The following is a 14830-nucleotide window of genomic DNA, read 5'->3' as shown; positions in this document are numbered from 1 at the left end:
AGCGGGCTGTGTGTTCTGCGCGCTGGAGGGCAGTGGCCGGATGCTGCTGGAGAACGAACTAGCGATCTGCATCGCCGATGCCTACCCCGTGACGAAGGGTCACAGCCTGGTGATCCCGCGGCGGCATGTGGCCGACGGGTTGGCACTGCACCAGCCGGAGTGGAACGCCGTGGCCCAGCTTCTGAAGCTCAGAAGAGAGCAGCTTGCGACGCAGGACCCGTCGATCAGCGGCTGGAATCTGGGCCTCAACTCAGGCCAGGCTGCCGGGCAAACGGTGCTTCATGCGCACTGGCACCTGATCCCACGTCGGCAGGGGGACTGTGAGCAGCCGCGCGGTGGGGTGTGGGGGGTGATTGCTGGGAAACAGAGCTACTGAAGCAGCACTTCCTTGCCTGGACTACAACTGGTTGAGCGCCTACCTACCCCATGGCCTACTGGTGGGTCAACCACAAGCAGACCTACCGGCAGGAAACCGAGGGAGGCTACATCTGGTCGCCGAAGACCAATGCCAACGGCGCCCGCAATGTGAGCTACGACAACCTCACCCGCAGCGAGCGTGGGGATGTGGTGTTCAGCTACGCCAACGGCAAGATCAGCCAGATCGGGCTAGTGGAAACGGCGGCGATTACGGCACAGAAGCCGCCTGAATTTGGATCAGCAGGCGACAGCTGGAGCCAGGATGGCTGGGTGGTGCGGGTGAACTGGCAGCCGCTGCAACAGCCGCTGGTGCCGCAAACATTTTTTGAGCTACTGCAACCGCTGTTGCCCGAGCGCCACAGCCCAATCAGCACCAGCTCAGGTCGGGGCAACCAGGGTGTGTACCTGGCGGGGCTGGGTGAAACCCTGGCTGCCCGTTGTCCGGGCTATTCAGCGCAGAGCTGGAATCCCCGAGCGGGAGCAAGCGGGTGGAAGCGCGGAGCGATCCAACATTCGAATTTCGGTTGTTTGAGTCGGCTTGCTTCCCTGGTCACCCAAGTTCAGATCTTTCTCAGCCGCTTCTTGCCAAGGTGATGCACGGCATGCACTGCTACCCCAAAGAGACCTGAGCGATCAAAGCTGTCCAGATCCAGCGGTATCGCCGCCTCCCCAGGCCGCAGCGGCTCCAGCCACCACTGCTCGCCCTGACGCCGCAGGGGCCGCAGCAGGAAGCAGCCCTGGTGGGCCACGACGACGACATGGCCAGATCTTGGCTCGACACTGCGGTCGATCACCAGTAGGTCGCCGTCCTGAATCCCATGCTGGCGCATGGCATTACCGCTGACCCGCATGTAGAAGGTGCAGACCGGATTGGGCACCAGGACGGCGTGGAGATCGAGGTCCTCCTCCAGTGAGCCCTGCCGGCACGGCACAGGCTCGCCAATGGGCAGGTCGGCCAACATCAAGCCACTAGCAGCAGTACAGCCGTTCTACTCCTGGTGGCGCGGCCCGGCTCAGCTGGCGGCATCCGGCCAGGGGACCAGCTGCATGTCGCCGACCTTGTTCCAGGTTTTGCATCTCGGGTCGGCCAGTCGGTAGAGGGCTCCGCCATTGGGCCCGCTCTTGGTCACAACCAGCACGGGGTTGCCAGGCCAGCCGATCCGCCACAGCTGCTCACCCTCCGCCAACACAATCAGATCGCCGGTGGCGGGATGCTTGAGGTCTGGGGCCAATGCCGCACCGTAGAAACCCTGGCCAACCGCCTTTGGCGTGGCACATCAGCTGATGCAATAGCGGCTCACACCGAACGCTCGAGCCAACCCGGACCCGATAGGACAGCAGCGCCTGCAAACGAACCTAAAGTTCACGCATGGAGCTGTTGGAACGCATCACCGTTGATCCGACCGTGCGCTTTGGGAAGCCGTGCGTCCATGGCACCCGTCTGACGGTGGGTGATGTACTTGGCACCCTGGCCGCCGGCAGCACAGAAGCCGAGCTGCTGTTGGACTTTCCCCAGCTCACCCATGAGGATGTGCTGGCTTGTCTGGCCTTTGCGGCAGAGCGGGAGAAACGCCTGATCACCAGCCCTGCTGCTTTGTGATCCCAGCGCTGTGAGCGTGCGGCTGCTTTTGGATGAAAACCTCTCAGAGCGGTTGCTACCGCTACTGGCTGAGCAGTTTCCCGGCTCCTGCCATGTGCGTCAACTGGGCCTCGGTGGTGCCTCTGACCTCGCGATCTGGGATCGGGCTCGCCAGGAGGGCTACGGCTTGGTGACCAAAGACGAAGACTTCCTGAGCCTCAGCGTGGCGCGGGGGTTTCCCCCCAAGGTCGTTTGCCTGGCGATCGGTAATGCCAGCAACGCTGAAACCGCTGCACTGCTGCTCCAGCAGGCCGAGACCATCGAGACGTTCTGGGGCCATCCTGAAGCTGGCTTTCTCCTGCTTAGCCCGCTGCCTTAAGAAGGGCTGAATCTCTCGTCCAGCCAGCTGGCCTCAGCCCGCTCCCGCCAGCTGCTGGCGCAAGGCGGCAAGGGCCATTCGCTGAGCCCGCTGCGCCGCCAGGCGCACCTCACGGTGCGACACCGACATGGCGCTGATCTCCAGCCGCTCGGCTGCAGCCCGCAGCGAGAGGCCCTCGAGGATCGTGAGCCGCAGGGCCATCGCCTGGGCAGCGGGGAGCTGCTCGACCAGCTGCTCCAGCGCCAGCCCATCGGCGCCATTGCCATCAGGTGCCTCCGGCTCTGGGGCGGCCAGCTGATCGAGCAGGCAGGGCTCGCCATCGGCCTGGGCATCGAGGCTGCTGTGGCCCAGTGGGCACTGGCCCTGCTCGTGTAGCTGGCGGGGCACGCGCACCAGCCGCACCCGATCGCGCAGGTGATGCTGCAGAGCCCCGGTGATGCAGCGGCGCAGATAGGGCGCCGCCGGCTCGCCCGCGTGGCAACGGGAAGCGGAGCGGACCAGGGCCTCACGGGCCACCTGGATCAGATCATCCCGCTCCACCAGTGGGAACAAGCGCCGGGCAGCAGCGCAAGCGATGGCATCGGCCAGGGGCAGGTGCTCCAGCACCAGGGCATCGCGGGCCTTGAGGGCAGAGCGGCTGAGGACTGCAGCTGGCTGCCGGCGGCGGGAGGGGGAAAGCGGGGAGGCCATCTGGGGACGGCGGAGAACCCCACCCCCACTGGCCGGCCGCAATGCAGGGGCAAGGACGCCTCGCAGGGGCGCATGGCCTGATCCTTAACGCGGCGTGAGGACTGGCCGAGGGATGCGGTGGGTGTGCGCCGGCCCTGGTGGCGGTCCACTCCCCCGTCCTGTCGACCAGCCAGAGTTGGAGTCTCACCGGGAACGCCGTCCGCGAATGGCCGTGCTGCTGCAGAGTCAGCTCCGTCCCGTTCTGCCCGCGCCCTGCTGATGGCCCGCCCGGCTGAGCGCAGCGAGCAACCCACCGAGGTGCTGGCCGGCTCGATTGAGCGGGTCACCTTCCACAACCCCAGCAACGGCTTCTGCGTGCTGCGCATCAAGGCCCGCGGTCACCGCGATCTGGTGACGGTGGTGGGCCATGCCGCCGAAATCAGCGCTGGCGAATGGGTCACCGTGTCGGGCGTATGGGTGAACGACCGGGAGCACGGCCAGCAGTTCAAGGCCGCCTTCCTGCGCTCCTCACCGCCCACCACCGCCGAGGGGATCGAGAAATACCTGGGCTCCGGGATGATCCGCGGCATCGGCCCGATCTACGCCAGCAAGCTGGTTTGTGCCTTTGGAGCTGACGTGTTCGAGGTGATCGAGCAGGCGCCGGAGCGCCTGCGGGAGGTGCCCGGCATTGGCAAGGTGCGCGCCGGCCGTATCGCACAGGCCTGGGCTGATCAGAAGGTGGTGCGCGAAATCATGGTGTTCCTGCACAGCCATGGCGTCGGCACCGCCCGGGCCGTGCGGATCTTCAAGACGTATGGCAATGACGCCGTGCAGGTGATGGCGGAGAACCCCTACCGCCTGGCGCGCGATATCCGCGGCATCGGCTTCCGCACCGCCGATGCCATCGCCGCCCGCCTCGGCATCGAGCCCACCGCCACGATTCGCCTGCGGGCGGGCATCAGCTACGCCCTGCTGGAGGCCAGCGGCGAGGGCCACTGCGGCCTGCCCACCGCCGAGCTGCTCAAGCTGGCCGGGGAGCTCTTGGCGGCTGAGCAACCTGATGAAACCGGTGCCACCACTCGCGTGCCCCTGGAGCCCGAGCAGATCCAGGCTGCCCTGGAGCTGGAACTGGCCGAGGGTGCCGTGGTGGCCGACACCCTGGCGGGCGAGCCGGCCATCTTCCTGAGCCATCTGCACAAGGCCGAGCGCCAGATCGCCGAGGCGCTGCTGGAGCAGCTGCAGGGGGTACCACCCTGGGGCGCGATCGACGCGCCGCGGGCGATCGGTTGGGTGGAGCAGCGCCTGGGCCTGGAGCTGGCGGCCAGCCAGAAAGAAGCGGTGGAGCAGGCCCTGGCCAGCAAGGTGCTGGTGATCACCGGCGGACCGGGAGTGGGCAAGACCACCCTGATCAACGCCATCCTGCAGATCCTGGCGGCCAAGAAGCTGCGCATCCAGCTCTGCGCCCCTACCGGCCGCGCCGCCAAGCGCATGGCCGAGGCCACCGGGTTGGAGGCCAAGACGATCCATCGGCTGCTGGAGTTCGACCCCGCCAGCTACGGCTTCCGCCGCAATGGCGAGCTGCCGCTGGAGTGCGACCTGCTGGTGGTGGATGAGACCTCAATGGTGGATGTACCGCTGATGGCCTCGCTGCTGGCGGCGATCCCGCCGGAGGCAGCGCTGCTGCTGGTGGGCGATGTGGACCAGCTGCCGTCGGTGGGGCCGGGTCAGGTGCTGGCCGATGCGATCAGCAGCGGCGCGTTGCCGGTGACTCGGCTCACCGAGGTGTTCCGCCAGGCGGCATCCAGCCGGATCATCACCACCGCCCACGCCATCAACGGCGGCACCATCCCCGATCTGCGTGCTCCCGCCGATGGCGCCAGCAGCGATTTCTACTTCCTGCCGGCTGAGACGCCTGAGCAGGCGGTGGCCCTGATCCTCAAGGTGGTGGGTGAGCGCATCCCGGCTCGCTTTGGCTTTGATCCAGTGGGCGAGGTACAGGTGCTCTGCCCGATGGCGCGCGGCGGCTGCGGCTCGCGCTCGCTGAACGTGGAGCTGCAGAAGCTGCTCAACCCCGATCCGGCCGAGCAGGTGGAGCGTTTTGGCTGGCGGTTTGCCCCAGGCGACAAGGTGATGCAGATCGCCAACGACTACGAGAAGGAGGTGTTCAACGGCGATGTGGGCACGATCGATGCGATCGACTCAGACAACAGCGAACTGAGCGTGCTGTTCCCCACCAGTGAGGCCGGCGGCGCCGGCAGCCGGGCGGCGGTTTTCGGCTGGGGGGAGCTGGACACCTTGGTGCCGGCCTATGCCTGCACGATCCACAAGAGCCAGGGCAGCGAATACCCGGCGGTGGTGATCCCGCTGCTCACCCAGCACTACGCGATGCTGCAGCGCAACCTGGTGTACACGGGCCTCACCCGCGGCAAACAGCTGGTGGTGCTGGTGGGCCAGAAGAAGGCCCTGGCCATGGCGGTCAAGAACCACCTGGGCCGCAGGCGCTGCACCAAGTTGGCCGAGTGGCTCAGCTAAAGGGATCTGCAGGGGCTACGCCGGTCGGCTCAACAGCTGGGGGCAGAGGCCCCCAGCCAGGCCTCAGAAAGGCAGCAGCGCTTCCAGCTCGGGATCGTGAGGCGGCTCAGGCTGCTCGGCCTGCCGCTCTGTGAGCAGATCATCGAGCAGCTCACCGAGGCGGCGGAGCCCTCGGCCCGAGCACTCTTCGCTGAGCCAATGCAGCAAGCCATCGCTGCTGGCAGCGAAGTGAAGCCGGCGGGCGGCATGGACGTGAACGGGAGCGTGAGCAGAAGCGGAAAGCGTGGCCATGACGGGCACAGCGCAGGACCTGGCCTCCAAGCGGGGCGGGGTCAAGGACCCGCGCAGCGGGCATGGCCCCGATCCTTGACGCCGCCCCGCACCGTGAAGAGGCCTGCGCGGCAGCCAATTCCAGTGACAAGAGCCGGAGAGCTCGGCGGACTGAACCGCCGGGCGATGGCCGATCCGCCCAGCCAGGGCATCACAGCACCTGCACCCGCCCCTGGGCGCCGAGCACCCGCTGCTGATTGGCAGCCAGGATCAGGGCCTCGCCTCGGGGTAGGTAGTGGGGCTGGGCGGTGATGTGACCCTCACGATCGAGGAACAGCGCCCGCAGGAGCTGGCCGGCGGCATCAAGGAGATGCACCGAAATGAGGCGGATCGGGCAAGAGCGGCTGAGGGGAGTGGCGGCCATGGCTGGGCTGGCGAACGACACCGCCGTCAAGCCCCGGCGCCGCCTGCACCGCGCAAGGGGCGCGAAGCGCCCCTTGCGCGGTGCAGCGACTCGCGTCAGCCCTTGCGCGGCGTGCAAGCCGGGGCAGGCCGGGTGGCGTGATCGCCAGCGCCTGTGGCCAACATTCCCTCCCAGGAGCAGCAGCCCCGCCTCGCCCCAGGCCAGAGACCAGAGGCCATGCTGTAACGACAGATCAAATCGTTCCGCTCGATACAGCCAGGTCCCCTTGCTGGTGGCCATGGTGCTGCTTCAAGAAGAACAGATATGCAGGCAACTGGATCCACAGCTCGTTATCGCAAGGCCTACCAGCCCATCGAGCGCAGCTACCGCCTCATCGACGGCAGCTGCCAGCCCCACTGTCAGCTCGACAGCCACTACAGCTCTATTGATGACGCCATCGCTGATGCCATCGCCTGGATCGGCGATCTCAGCGAGGCCGACCACCCCGCCAGCCTGATCGGGGTGGAGGTGAGCAGCAGCAATGGCGACTGGCGCACCTACCGCGTGCCGGGGCCTTTGCTCTGTCCACTGCTTTGTCCACTGCCCTGCTGAAACACCAGCCTCCAGCAGCACTCTCCTGACGGATGACAACAGAAACCCCCCGGGGTGAGCGGGGGGTACCGGAGCGGCCGGGCAAGGGGAGAAGCAGGCGTTCATGCCGGCAGCTGAATCGGTGCATCCCTGGGCTCACGCTGTTCGCAACTGTTGGCTGAGGCACTCACCGCCGCCAGAGTCCCAGCCATTCGTGATCGCGCTCGGGGGCTGAGCCCTGCGCTGGCTCCCAGAGCTCCTGGCGGAATCCGGCCGCCGCCAGCTGCTGCGCCAGCAATGCCGGGGCGCTGCCCCAGGGCGGACCATCCGGCCGCTGGTGGCACCAGAACAGTCCCAGCAGCCAACCACCGGGGGCCAGCAACCGCCGCGCGGTGTCGAGATAGGCCTCGCGCTGGGCGGGATCAATCGCGCAGAAACAAGTGTGCTCAAGCACCCCCTGCAGGCTGGCGGCGCTGATGCCGGCTGCCTCCAGCGCTGCCTCGTCGAAGAGATCGGCCTGCAGCCAGCGCAAGCCAGCCCGATCCGAACCGTGCAGCACCTGGGCGCGCTGGATGGCCTCACTGCTGAAGTCCAGCCCGATCACCTCGTAGCCCAGATCGGCGAGCAAGGCCGCCTCATGCCCCCGGCCGCAGCCCGGCACCAACACCCGACCCGGTGGCTGTGGTGCTCGGCTGTCGGTGCGCAGAAAGGCCTGCAGCGGCGGTGCCGGCCTGCCCAGCTCCCAGCGATCACTGCCCTCGCGGTAGCGCTGATCCCAGTTCGATGCGGCCATGGCGTGGAGCTCAGCAGAACAGCATTCAAAAGGCGCCCCGTGGGGGGCGCCTTAACACCGGTTGCGGCGGTTTCCTCCTCACACCAAGAACTGCCGGTCGGGTGTCTGTGGGTTCACGCATGCCCTGTCTGGGGCCTGGCAGGGAAGGAAAGGAGATCACGTCTGGGAGAAGAGATGCTCGGAGCTTGACCTTCTCGGTTGTGATCCAGACCCGGGTAATGCAGCCCGGGGGTTCAACACATGGGGAACAGAAATGGCGTATCGCTTTGTGCGGCTACGGGCTGACGTTCATGGAGCGCCAGCGCGTTCACTGAAGTGGGTTTATCCAATCGCACCTCCGTGGTTGCACCGGCTCCGATCGACCGGGCCGGACTCTCTTGGAGGGTGATGGACGGGTTGGCTACCGGGCCTCCCCTCAAGCTCAAAGTACGCCTTCTGGGCCGTGGTGGAGGCTGGCGGATGGTCCTATTCCCGTACCTCCTGAACCCCAGTCAGCGCAGGGATTCACAGGCCTCCCCATCGCTGTTGCTATCCAGGTAGGTGTGCCCTTGGCGCAGCAACTCCTGGGCACGGGCATAGGAGCCGATCTCGTTGCAGCGGTAGCGGCGGCCTCCTGGGGTGGTGCCATCGGGGATGGCTGCTGAACGGCGGCTGCGGCGGAAGTCCCAGGGCCTGGTGATGCCTCCTGGCACCTGCCACACCCCGTAGCGCCTGCGGCTCGCCCGGTGCTCGGCATCCAGATACTCCTTGGCATTGCAGCCGCCCAGGTACTGGCGGTAGGCAAAGGCCTGGCCGTCTTCCACCAGCATTAGGTTGATGTTGGTGTCACTGATCACTTCGGCCACAGAACGGCCGTAGCGATCGGTGGTTTTGACTTCGAGGGAGACCTCTCGGCCGCGGCGGAGCGGCTGGAGATCAGCTCCATGTCGGTGATGCGGGATCAGAAGAAGGCCATCGCCGCGCTGCGCCAGCAGCGCGAGGGCGGCCACCAGCCGCTGCCGCCTTCGTCGTAGGTCAACTCCACCATCGGATCCTCCTTGGGCGTCTCGGCCGCAAGGCTGAGCACTTTGGCTCCGGTCTCGGGGCTGATCAGATCGCGCCAGCAGCGCGAGCCCTTTGCTGGGAGGGGTGTCGTGGTGTCAGTCATGGTTCTGGGGCTCACCATCACCCGGTAGCCAGCTGGGCGGTGCGCAGCTCCCCGTCCGATCTGGGCTGGTGCTCGCTCTGCTGGTCGCCCCAGCACAGGCAGTTTGCGGCGGTGAGCAACAGCGGCTCTGAGGCAGTCGGGGCTGGTCATGATCCGGTTGCCGGTGCCGCTGCTACTCACTGCCATCAGCAGTGTCCTGCCCGCCAGGCTGCTGTCCTGCGTGCGTGCCCGTGATGCCAGTTCCGCTCCACTCCCCGCTGTAAAGCCGGCAAGCACGCCAGCGCCTTCTCTGGGTCGCTCCATCACTGGGGCCCTGCAGTAACACCTGCGAGATCGGGTGCGGCTGGTGTCTGCGATGCAGCGAACGTTCACGACTCGCTCAGCAGACTCAGCGCCTGCATCACCTGGAGGCGGATGCCCCCCAGCCGGGTCCAGGCCCGCACCGCATCCGCTCTGCTCCGGTAGGGCCGCCAGTCGTCCTCAGCGATGCGGCGCTGGAAATGGGCCGCAACACGCCGGGCAACGGCGACATCGCTGGGTCTTGCCAATCGCAGCGTTGTTCCCTCGATCACCACTTCAGCAGGCATGGTGTTGAGGAGAGATCAGGAACTGGCCACTCTCATTCTCAGTCCTTCCGAGCCCCTCTCAAGCAAGGATAGGGAAACAGCCCTTCAGCCCGTTCACCAGAATCTGCACCGCCACCGCAGTGATCAAGAGACCCATCAAGCGCTGCAGCACCCGTTCGCGGGTCTGACCAAGCCAGCCCCGCAGCCGCGGCGTGAGCTGCAGGAACAGGTAGAGCCCCATAGCCATGGCGCAGATCACCAGGCTCACCAGCAGTCGCCCGGTCCAGGCGTCGGGAGCTTCCGCAACCACCAGTGAGATCGTGCCGGGACCTGCCATCAACGGCACCCCGATCGGCACAATCGCCGCTGCCGGATCATCCGCCAAGGCACTTCCCAGCAGCGCCGGCCGCCCCTCCAGCAACCTCAGCCCCAAAGGCAGCAGGATCAGGCCACCAGCAACCCTGAAAGCCTGCAGGCTGATCCCAAATAGCCCAAGCAGGCCCGATCCCCACCAGCAGGCCACCAGCAACACAGCCAGGTAAGTGAGCACCGCCAGTCGACTGATCCGCTGCAGACGGGAACCGCTCCCGGCACCGGCCTGGCCCACGACGCTGAGCAACCCCACCGGGTCACTTAGGGCCAGCAGACCTACCGCCAGAGTGGACAGGCTCATGGCGATGGCGGAGTGATGCCCAGCGCTTGGGCGCCAAAGCGCCGCGTCATATCGGTCTGCAGATGCCAGGCCGTCAGCAGTGTTTTTGCGATGCGCCGGAGCTCTGCCACGTCGTTGCAGGCATCGATGGCTCTGGCCTGGGTTTCAACAACGAACTGGCGGCTGAGATCTGAATCCATCGCACATCTTAGACAGTATTACGAAACGTTAAGCGGTGGGCATGCGATGCGCGGCCGGTTTCCCGCACGGTTCCCTCCACTGGTGTCGCAGGCTTCACCCACACCCAGGGGGCTACTAGAGAGCTGCAGCCGCTTGGGTTGGCGCGTTCACCGGCAACGTGGACAGCGATAGGTCAGGACAAACACCCTGCGACTTGAGGATGGCAGACAAATTGAGTTGATCCTCCAGAAGGCAGGCATGCCCACTATCCGGAAGGTGAACGATTGTGGTGTTTGGAAGAAAGCGTGACAATCGCTTCGCTTCACTTTGGGAAGGCAGGAGTCGATCGACTTCTGAGGCCAGGATTAAAACAGGCTGATGAACGCGATCAAGGGAAAGATCCTCCAGGCGGAATTGCCTAAGCAATGCCAATCTCCAGGCAGCGCTTTGAGGCCTCACAGCCTGCATGGCAGTCAGCAGCTGCTGCCGTGTTGACCTGCTGACCCGATGGGATTCAATCAGCAGATTGCACAGGCTGAAGGTGGAGAGCTGGTAAATCGGTGCCGGCAGCAGCTGAGTCAAAGAGCTACAGGCACCGATCCAGGGTTGACGCTGCGCTGATGAGGCGGGATTGACCAGAATCAGTTGATCACACAGCTTCGGAAAGCGTGTGAACAATTTCAAGGCCAAACAACCACCAAACGATTCACCACAAACGGTAGTCATTCGTCCAGGATGCCGTTGCTGCTCAATCTGGATTAGAGCGGCGACCTGCTCGGTCAACTCGTCCCAACCGTTGAGGTCGTCTGGGGGAATGGACAAGCAGCGAATGTCAAAGCCACTGCTGAGTCCAGCAACCTGTGGTTGAAGCAACGCACCACTGCCGTCCATGCCCGGCAAAAAGACAAACAGCGGCCGAGACGGTGTTGCAGGTGTGCAAGCGATGAGCCGCAGAGACTTGGGGGTGGTGATCATGATCTAGAAGTGCTCATCAGCATCATCGGGCCAACATTTCGGCAATCTGGCTCCAACAGGCATGGGTGAGTTCTCGGGCTAGAGCAGCTCCATTGCTGCCTCGATACTGAGATTTCCAACCCTCATCGATCAGCAGAGGATGGCCAAAGAGAACATCAACATGCCGATAAAGAATTGCAGAGTGCCAGCCATCGCATTGAAACAATGCTTCCGACGGATCGAAGCGCCGAAACAAGGCAAGCGGAGCAAGCCTTCCCTGCTTTTCCTCCCTTGAAGCAATGGCAATCGGCAGGATCGCTAGGCCATCCACCGGCACCCTCAGGGCAAGATGGGCAAAGCCCCTGTAGAACGGGCTGAGCTGCTGGGGGGCATTGACCTTCACCATCGGAGCCGCACCCTCAGGAAACACGCCAACCACCTGATTGGCTTGCAGAAATTTGGCCGACTGCCGGAAGAACGACGACTGCCTTCGGTGATCAGCCTCGAGCGGAAAGGCGCCCATCAGCGCAATTGCCTGCTGCAGTAGCGGCACTTGACTCATGTAATAGTGACAGGCGAATCGCACGGGGCGGCTGATCGCCTTCATCAGCAGGGGAGCATCAAGCAGGCTGCGATGGTTGCTAACAATAAGCAATCTATTTCTGATGGGTATTCTTTCAAGATGATGGAATGACGCTGAAACTCCAGCGGCATCAAGCAGGCTGCGAGACAGTTGCAAAGGGATGGTGCGATTCATGCTTGCTGTCTTGCCACTCTCGGTGATGCGATCGGAGTGTGTTTGCCGTGTTCCTCTTTTTTCCGGGGCTGCAGGGTCTCCTACATCAAATAGTTTTGAATCAAGAGATGAAACGGTGCGAGCGTCAAGCCTGGCGGATCACCGCACTGTCGTGCCGTTTTGCTTTAGGCGGTGCGGGCCAGGGAGGATCTGCGCCGCCGTCCCAGCGGTTCGATCCACTCGTTCAGCTCCTGGCGGTGCCGCTGCAGATGCGGTGCGACCCGGCAGCCCAGCTGGATCTGCCCCTGATCGAGCAGGCGGCCCAGCCGTTGCATCGCCGCCTGCTCAGCCCTGGTGAGGCGGTCTTGCTTGCTCAGCAGCCAGTCGATCTCGGCCTGGGTGATCACCCCAGAGCTCAGACTCTCAAGGAACAGCTCGCCGGCGGTCATCGGCTTGTAACAAACTTGTTACATACTGGCGGTCGGAGTGGGTTTTCGCGAGGCCTGTGGCTTCGAGCCGCTGCCTGGAAGCCCCGCCATGACAGCGGTGGGACGGATGCCCACAGCGCTTCACGTTCCTTAATGGAGCTTGCCATGATTTCTTAAACGACCCCTTCACCCCGTGTCCACGTCCACCCTGCTCGAACTGTTCGGCGCCTTCATGGCCGCCTGTATCGCCCTTTGGTTCATCTCGATGAACAGGTTCGTCGCGATTGACATTCCCGCCCCTAGGTCTGCACCTCTGGCTGGGCTCGCAGCAGTGGCGCCTGCCGTCCGCGCCTACCTGCAGCGCCCAGGTTTGCTTGCTTCCGTCGGTCTGCTGCTACTGCGCCTGAGCATCGGCGGGCTGATGATTCACCACGGCCAGGAGAAGCTCGCCGATCCCCAGCAGTTCGCCAACACCTATGTGGCATCCCTGCACCTGCCCTTCCCGCTGTTCTTCGCGTACGCCGCCGGCTTCTCGGAGCTGATCGGCAGTTGGCTTGTGATCCTTGGCCTGCTCACGCCCGTGGGTGCCCTGGCCCTCAGCGGCACGATGACGGTGGCGGCCTATCAGCACATCTCCACCGCCGGCTTCAACATCTATGTGCTGGAGCTGGTGCTGCTCTATCTGGGCGGCAGCCTCGCCCTGTTGTTTAACGGCCCCGGCCGCTTCTCCTTTGATACTGGCATCATCCCTGTGTTGCTCGATGACCTCAGTGAATCCGCTGCCTCTGATGCTGGTGTCTCTTCAGCGGAAGCCGGCGAGCTGCGCGCCATCCCCATCAGCGTGAACTCAGGGTTCCGGGGTTGAGCCAACCAGCGCTGGCGCCGGTGCTCCCTCGCTAAGGGGCCACCGACTTGGACCCCCAGAATCCAGTGGCGCCAATCAGAGTGAGGGAGGGATCCTCGCCGTAATCGAGCCTCCCTCCAAGGCCAATGCCTTGAATACCTTCTGTCGCCATGACCCCACCGCTGATCTTCGTGGTAGCCCCGGCCACGCTGCTGCCAGAAGCCAACACCTCACTGGAGGATCTCCAGGTGGCGCAGGCTTTAGGACCCTCCTCCGGTTTCTCCTTGCGGATCTTCAATCGGGGCGCCGATCACCCCGACCTGGGCGGGCTTCCTGTCGATGGCCACCTCACTGGTGAGCTGCGCCGCAGCAGCGATGGCACCGAGATGCTGTGTGATGCCCTGATCCTGCGGATCGAGCCACAGCACCACTGGCTCGGTGTCTACCAAGGTGAACCAGAGGAACCCACAAGCCTGCAGTGCCTCGATCGCGTGGCGTTGAGCGAGCTGAGCAATGCCACCTGCTGGTTTTATCCCACGCACGACGGCACTTTTCTGAGCTGGGAGCGCGACCTTCGCCTCAGCCTGCAGCCGGGTTCGATCGCTGATTGCCCCGAGGAGTTGGCTTCGGCGCCTTACGAGCGCAGCAGACTCTCCGTGCTCTGGAGCCTGCTGGGCGACGATGCCAGCCTCACCTGTGTGGGGCTCACCTACGGCGGTCAACGCCTCGACTGGCCGCTTCGAGTGATCAGCACTGAACCGATGGCAACCTGGGGACGCTTTCGCGTTGACAGCCAGGCTGACCACACCCTTGTGGTGGAGGACTGTCTGACGGTCTTCCCAGCTCCGCCCTGGGCGGCCTGATGATGGCGCCGCTCCACTCCATGGCGGTAAAGACCGGTCTGGCCGAGGTGGAGGTGCTGCTGCAGATCAGTGCGGGCTGCTGGCTGATGGCTCCCTGAGCGCGAGAACCGCCGGTCTGCTGGCCTTGATCGAAACGCCGGAGGCGATGGAGGCCTACCTGTTGCGGGCTCAGGGCCAAGTCGATGCCAAACGCCGCGCCCAGCGCTGCATCCAGGCGGTGCAGGAAGCGGCGCGCTTGGTTCCTGAGCAGGGATTGTTGGGCTGACAAAACAAAACCCCCGAGGTAGGCCCCGGGGGTCGTCGTGTCATCACACGCTGGAGCGTGGAATGGGCTGGCGAAGCTGCTGGCGTTGGCACCTGGGGCCGAACATTCCAGGTGTGGGGCTGTTGGTTCTCCGGAGGGCACCTAAAGCGGTGCAGTTGGAGTGTCATTCAGTTGAACGACCCGCCCACGATTGGGTGAAGACTGTTGGAGCAGGGGCCTGCAGTCAGCGTGCTTCTGATAACTGGCGGGGTGGCGTGTCGTCCATCCTGGGCGCCTCCTTGGTTTCTGAACACAGACTGGCGCCGCCTGCCTGCCCGCACAATCGGCCTTTACACGCATTGCCTCCGGCCCCAGGCAGGAGCAAGGTGGAGATTTGGCGTGCTGAATCGGGGCAGCCGCCCTGACGCACCTTTTTCACAGCCAGGCTGGCCTCACTGGCGGTGACGCCGGCCAAGGCCAGCAGGCCCGCCAACACGTTCAGCACAATCGCCACCCAACCGGCGAAAGCGGCAAGGATCTGCTCACGGGTCGGGGCCACCGTTCCGGGCTTTGTTGTTTACAG

General features: G+C 64.6%; 24 protein-coding genes. 9 read left to right on the top strand and 15 right to left on the bottom strand.

All coding sequences use genetic code 11. From position 1 onward, the window contains the following. The first annotated feature begins 10 nt into the window (after positions 1 to 10). Complete coding sequence (locus KBY57_RS01010; protein ID WP_254994032.1) at positions 11 to 376, top strand: HIT family protein; 366 nt, start codon at positions 11 to 13, stop codon at positions 374 to 376. Positions 377 to 426: 50 nt separating this feature from the next. Next, complete coding sequence (locus tag KBY57_RS01005; protein ID WP_254994031.1) at positions 427 to 1011, top strand: hypothetical protein; 585 nt, start codon at positions 427 to 429, stop codon at positions 1009 to 1011. Here KBY57_RS01005 and KBY57_RS01000 read toward each other — a convergent pair. Beyond that, a complete protein-coding gene (locus tag KBY57_RS01000; protein WP_409996010.1) occupies positions 978 to 1379 on the bottom strand; it encodes a LexA family protein in 402 nt (133 codons plus the stop codon). The genes KBY57_RS01005 and KBY57_RS01000 overlap by 34 nt on opposite strands. Positions 1380 to 1430: 51 nt before the next feature. Further along, complete coding sequence (locus tag KBY57_RS00995; RefSeq protein WP_254994030.1) at positions 1431 to 1649, bottom strand: hypothetical protein; 219 nt, start codon at positions 1647 to 1649, stop codon at positions 1431 to 1433. A gap of 137 nt (positions 1650 to 1786) precedes the next feature. On the opposite strand from KBY57_RS00995, the gene KBY57_RS00990 reads away from it, so the two are divergent. Together KBY57_RS00990 and KBY57_RS00985 are read left to right on the top strand one after the other, a co-directional pair. Then, positions 1787 to 2017, top strand: a complete 231-nt coding sequence (locus KBY57_RS00990) for a DUF433 domain-containing protein (protein WP_254994029.1) — start codon at positions 1787 to 1789, stop codon at positions 2015 to 2017. Between the two features lie 16 nt (positions 2018 to 2033). Further along, positions 2034 to 2375: a DUF5615 family PIN-like protein gene (locus tag KBY57_RS00985; protein ID WP_254994028.1), complete on the top strand. Its 342-nt coding sequence runs from the start codon at positions 2034 to 2036 to the stop codon at positions 2373 to 2375. A 33-nt stretch (positions 2376 to 2408) separates the two neighbouring features. On the opposite strand, the gene KBY57_RS00980 is transcribed toward KBY57_RS00985, so the two are convergent. Continuing rightward, entirely contained in the window at positions 2409 to 3065 is a 657-nt protein-coding gene (locus tag KBY57_RS00980; RefSeq protein ID WP_254994027.1) for a sigma-70 family RNA polymerase sigma factor, read from the bottom strand. A gap of 258 nt (positions 3066 to 3323) precedes the next feature. Between KBY57_RS00980 and KBY57_RS00975 the strand changes: the two genes are divergently transcribed. Further along, the gene (locus KBY57_RS00975; protein WP_254994026.1) at positions 3324 to 5576 is read left to right on the top strand and encodes an ATP-dependent RecD-like DNA helicase; all 2253 of its coding nucleotides are present in this window, start codon (positions 3324 to 3326) and stop codon (positions 5574 to 5576) included. 63 nt (positions 5577 to 5639) lie between these two features. On the opposite strand, the gene KBY57_RS00970 is transcribed toward KBY57_RS00975, so the two are convergent. Both KBY57_RS00970 and KBY57_RS00965 read right to left on the bottom strand, forming a co-directional pair. Continuing rightward, complete coding sequence (locus KBY57_RS00970) at positions 5640 to 5867, bottom strand: hypothetical protein (protein WP_254994025.1); 228 nt, start codon at positions 5865 to 5867, stop codon at positions 5640 to 5642. Between the two features lie 190 nt (positions 5868 to 6057). Then, on the bottom strand, positions 6058 to 6270 hold the full coding sequence (locus tag KBY57_RS00965) for a hypothetical protein (protein WP_254994024.1): 213 nt from the start codon (positions 6268 to 6270) through the stop codon (positions 6058 to 6060). A gap of 303 nt (positions 6271 to 6573) precedes the next feature. On the opposite strand from KBY57_RS00965, the gene KBY57_RS00960 reads away from it, so the two are divergent. Further along, a complete protein-coding gene (locus tag KBY57_RS00960; protein ID WP_254994023.1) occupies positions 6574 to 6861 on the top strand; it encodes a hypothetical protein in 288 nt (95 codons plus the stop codon). Positions 6862 to 7027: 166 nt separating this feature from the next. On the opposite strand, the gene KBY57_RS00955 is transcribed toward KBY57_RS00960, so the two are convergent. The 9 genes from KBY57_RS00955 to KBY57_RS00915 form a co-directional block, all read right to left on the bottom strand. Further along, positions 7028 to 7633, bottom strand: coding sequence for a methyltransferase domain-containing protein (locus KBY57_RS00955; protein WP_254994022.1), 606 nt, complete (start codon positions 7631 to 7633; stop codon positions 7028 to 7030). Between the two features lie 491 nt (positions 7634 to 8124). Next, positions 8125 to 8622, bottom strand: coding sequence for a thermonuclease family protein (locus tag KBY57_RS00950; protein WP_254994021.1), 498 nt, complete (start codon positions 8620 to 8622; stop codon positions 8125 to 8127). Next, positions 8574 to 8780, bottom strand: a complete 207-nt coding sequence (locus KBY57_RS00945) for a hypothetical protein (protein WP_254994020.1) — start codon at positions 8778 to 8780, stop codon at positions 8574 to 8576. The genes KBY57_RS00950 and KBY57_RS00945 overlap by 49 nt, the downstream gene beginning before the upstream one ends. 368 nt (positions 8781 to 9148) lie before the next feature. After that, positions 9149 to 9367, bottom strand: coding sequence for a hypothetical protein (locus KBY57_RS00940; protein ID WP_254994019.1), 219 nt, complete (start codon positions 9365 to 9367; stop codon positions 9149 to 9151). 58 nt (positions 9368 to 9425) lie between these two features. Further along, complete coding sequence (locus KBY57_RS00935; RefSeq protein ID WP_094561383.1) at positions 9426 to 10019, bottom strand: MarC family protein; 594 nt, start codon at positions 10017 to 10019, stop codon at positions 9426 to 9428. Continuing rightward, complete coding sequence (locus KBY57_RS00930) at positions 10016 to 10198, bottom strand: hypothetical protein (protein WP_254994018.1); 183 nt, start codon at positions 10196 to 10198, stop codon at positions 10016 to 10018. Before KBY57_RS00930 ends, KBY57_RS00935 begins: the two co-directional genes overlap by 4 nt. Positions 10199 to 10313: 115 nt before the next feature. Next, a complete protein-coding gene (locus KBY57_RS00925; protein ID WP_254994017.1) occupies positions 10314 to 11153 on the bottom strand; it encodes an alpha/beta fold hydrolase in 840 nt (279 codons plus the stop codon). Between the two features lie 22 nt (positions 11154 to 11175). Further along, complete coding sequence (locus KBY57_RS00920; RefSeq protein WP_254994016.1) at positions 11176 to 11889, bottom strand: lysophospholipid acyltransferase family protein; 714 nt, start codon at positions 11887 to 11889, stop codon at positions 11176 to 11178. A gap of 164 nt (positions 11890 to 12053) precedes the next feature. Next, the gene (locus KBY57_RS00915; RefSeq protein WP_254994015.1) at positions 12054 to 12317 is read right to left on the bottom strand and encodes a hypothetical protein; all 264 of its coding nucleotides are present in this window, start codon (positions 12315 to 12317) and stop codon (positions 12054 to 12056) included. A gap of 172 nt (positions 12318 to 12489) precedes the next feature. Between KBY57_RS00915 and KBY57_RS00910 the strand changes: the two genes are divergently transcribed. The 3 genes from KBY57_RS00910 (at position 12490) to KBY57_RS00900 (ending at position 14268) form a co-directional block, all read left to right on the top strand. Next, entirely contained in the window at positions 12490 to 13161 is a 672-nt protein-coding gene (locus KBY57_RS00910) for a DoxX family protein (RefSeq protein WP_254994014.1), read from the top strand. Between the two features lie 149 nt (positions 13162 to 13310). Next, positions 13311 to 14003, top strand: coding sequence for a hypothetical protein (locus KBY57_RS00905; RefSeq protein ID WP_254994013.1), 693 nt, complete (start codon positions 13311 to 13313; stop codon positions 14001 to 14003). Between the two features lie 124 nt (positions 14004 to 14127). Next, entirely contained in the window at positions 14128 to 14268 is a 141-nt protein-coding gene (locus tag KBY57_RS00900; protein ID WP_254994012.1) for a hypothetical protein, read from the top strand. A gap of 223 nt (positions 14269 to 14491) precedes the next feature. On the opposite strand, the gene KBY57_RS00895 is transcribed toward KBY57_RS00900, so the two are convergent. Next, positions 14492 to 14806 carry a hypothetical protein gene (locus KBY57_RS00895; protein WP_254994268.1) on the bottom strand — a complete coding sequence of 105 codons (315 nt, stop codon included), beginning with the start codon at positions 14804 to 14806 and terminating at the stop codon, positions 14492 to 14494. Positions 14807 to 14830: the final 24 nt, after the last annotated feature.

Source organism: Cyanobium sp. Aljojuca 7D2 (assembly GCF_024346415.1).
Lineage (GTDB): Bacteria > Cyanobacteriota > Cyanobacteriia > PCC-6307 > Cyanobiaceae > Cyanobium_A.
The sequence above is the reverse complement of the archived record's forward strand: the minus strand, read 5'-3'. Positions and strand labels throughout refer to the sequence as shown.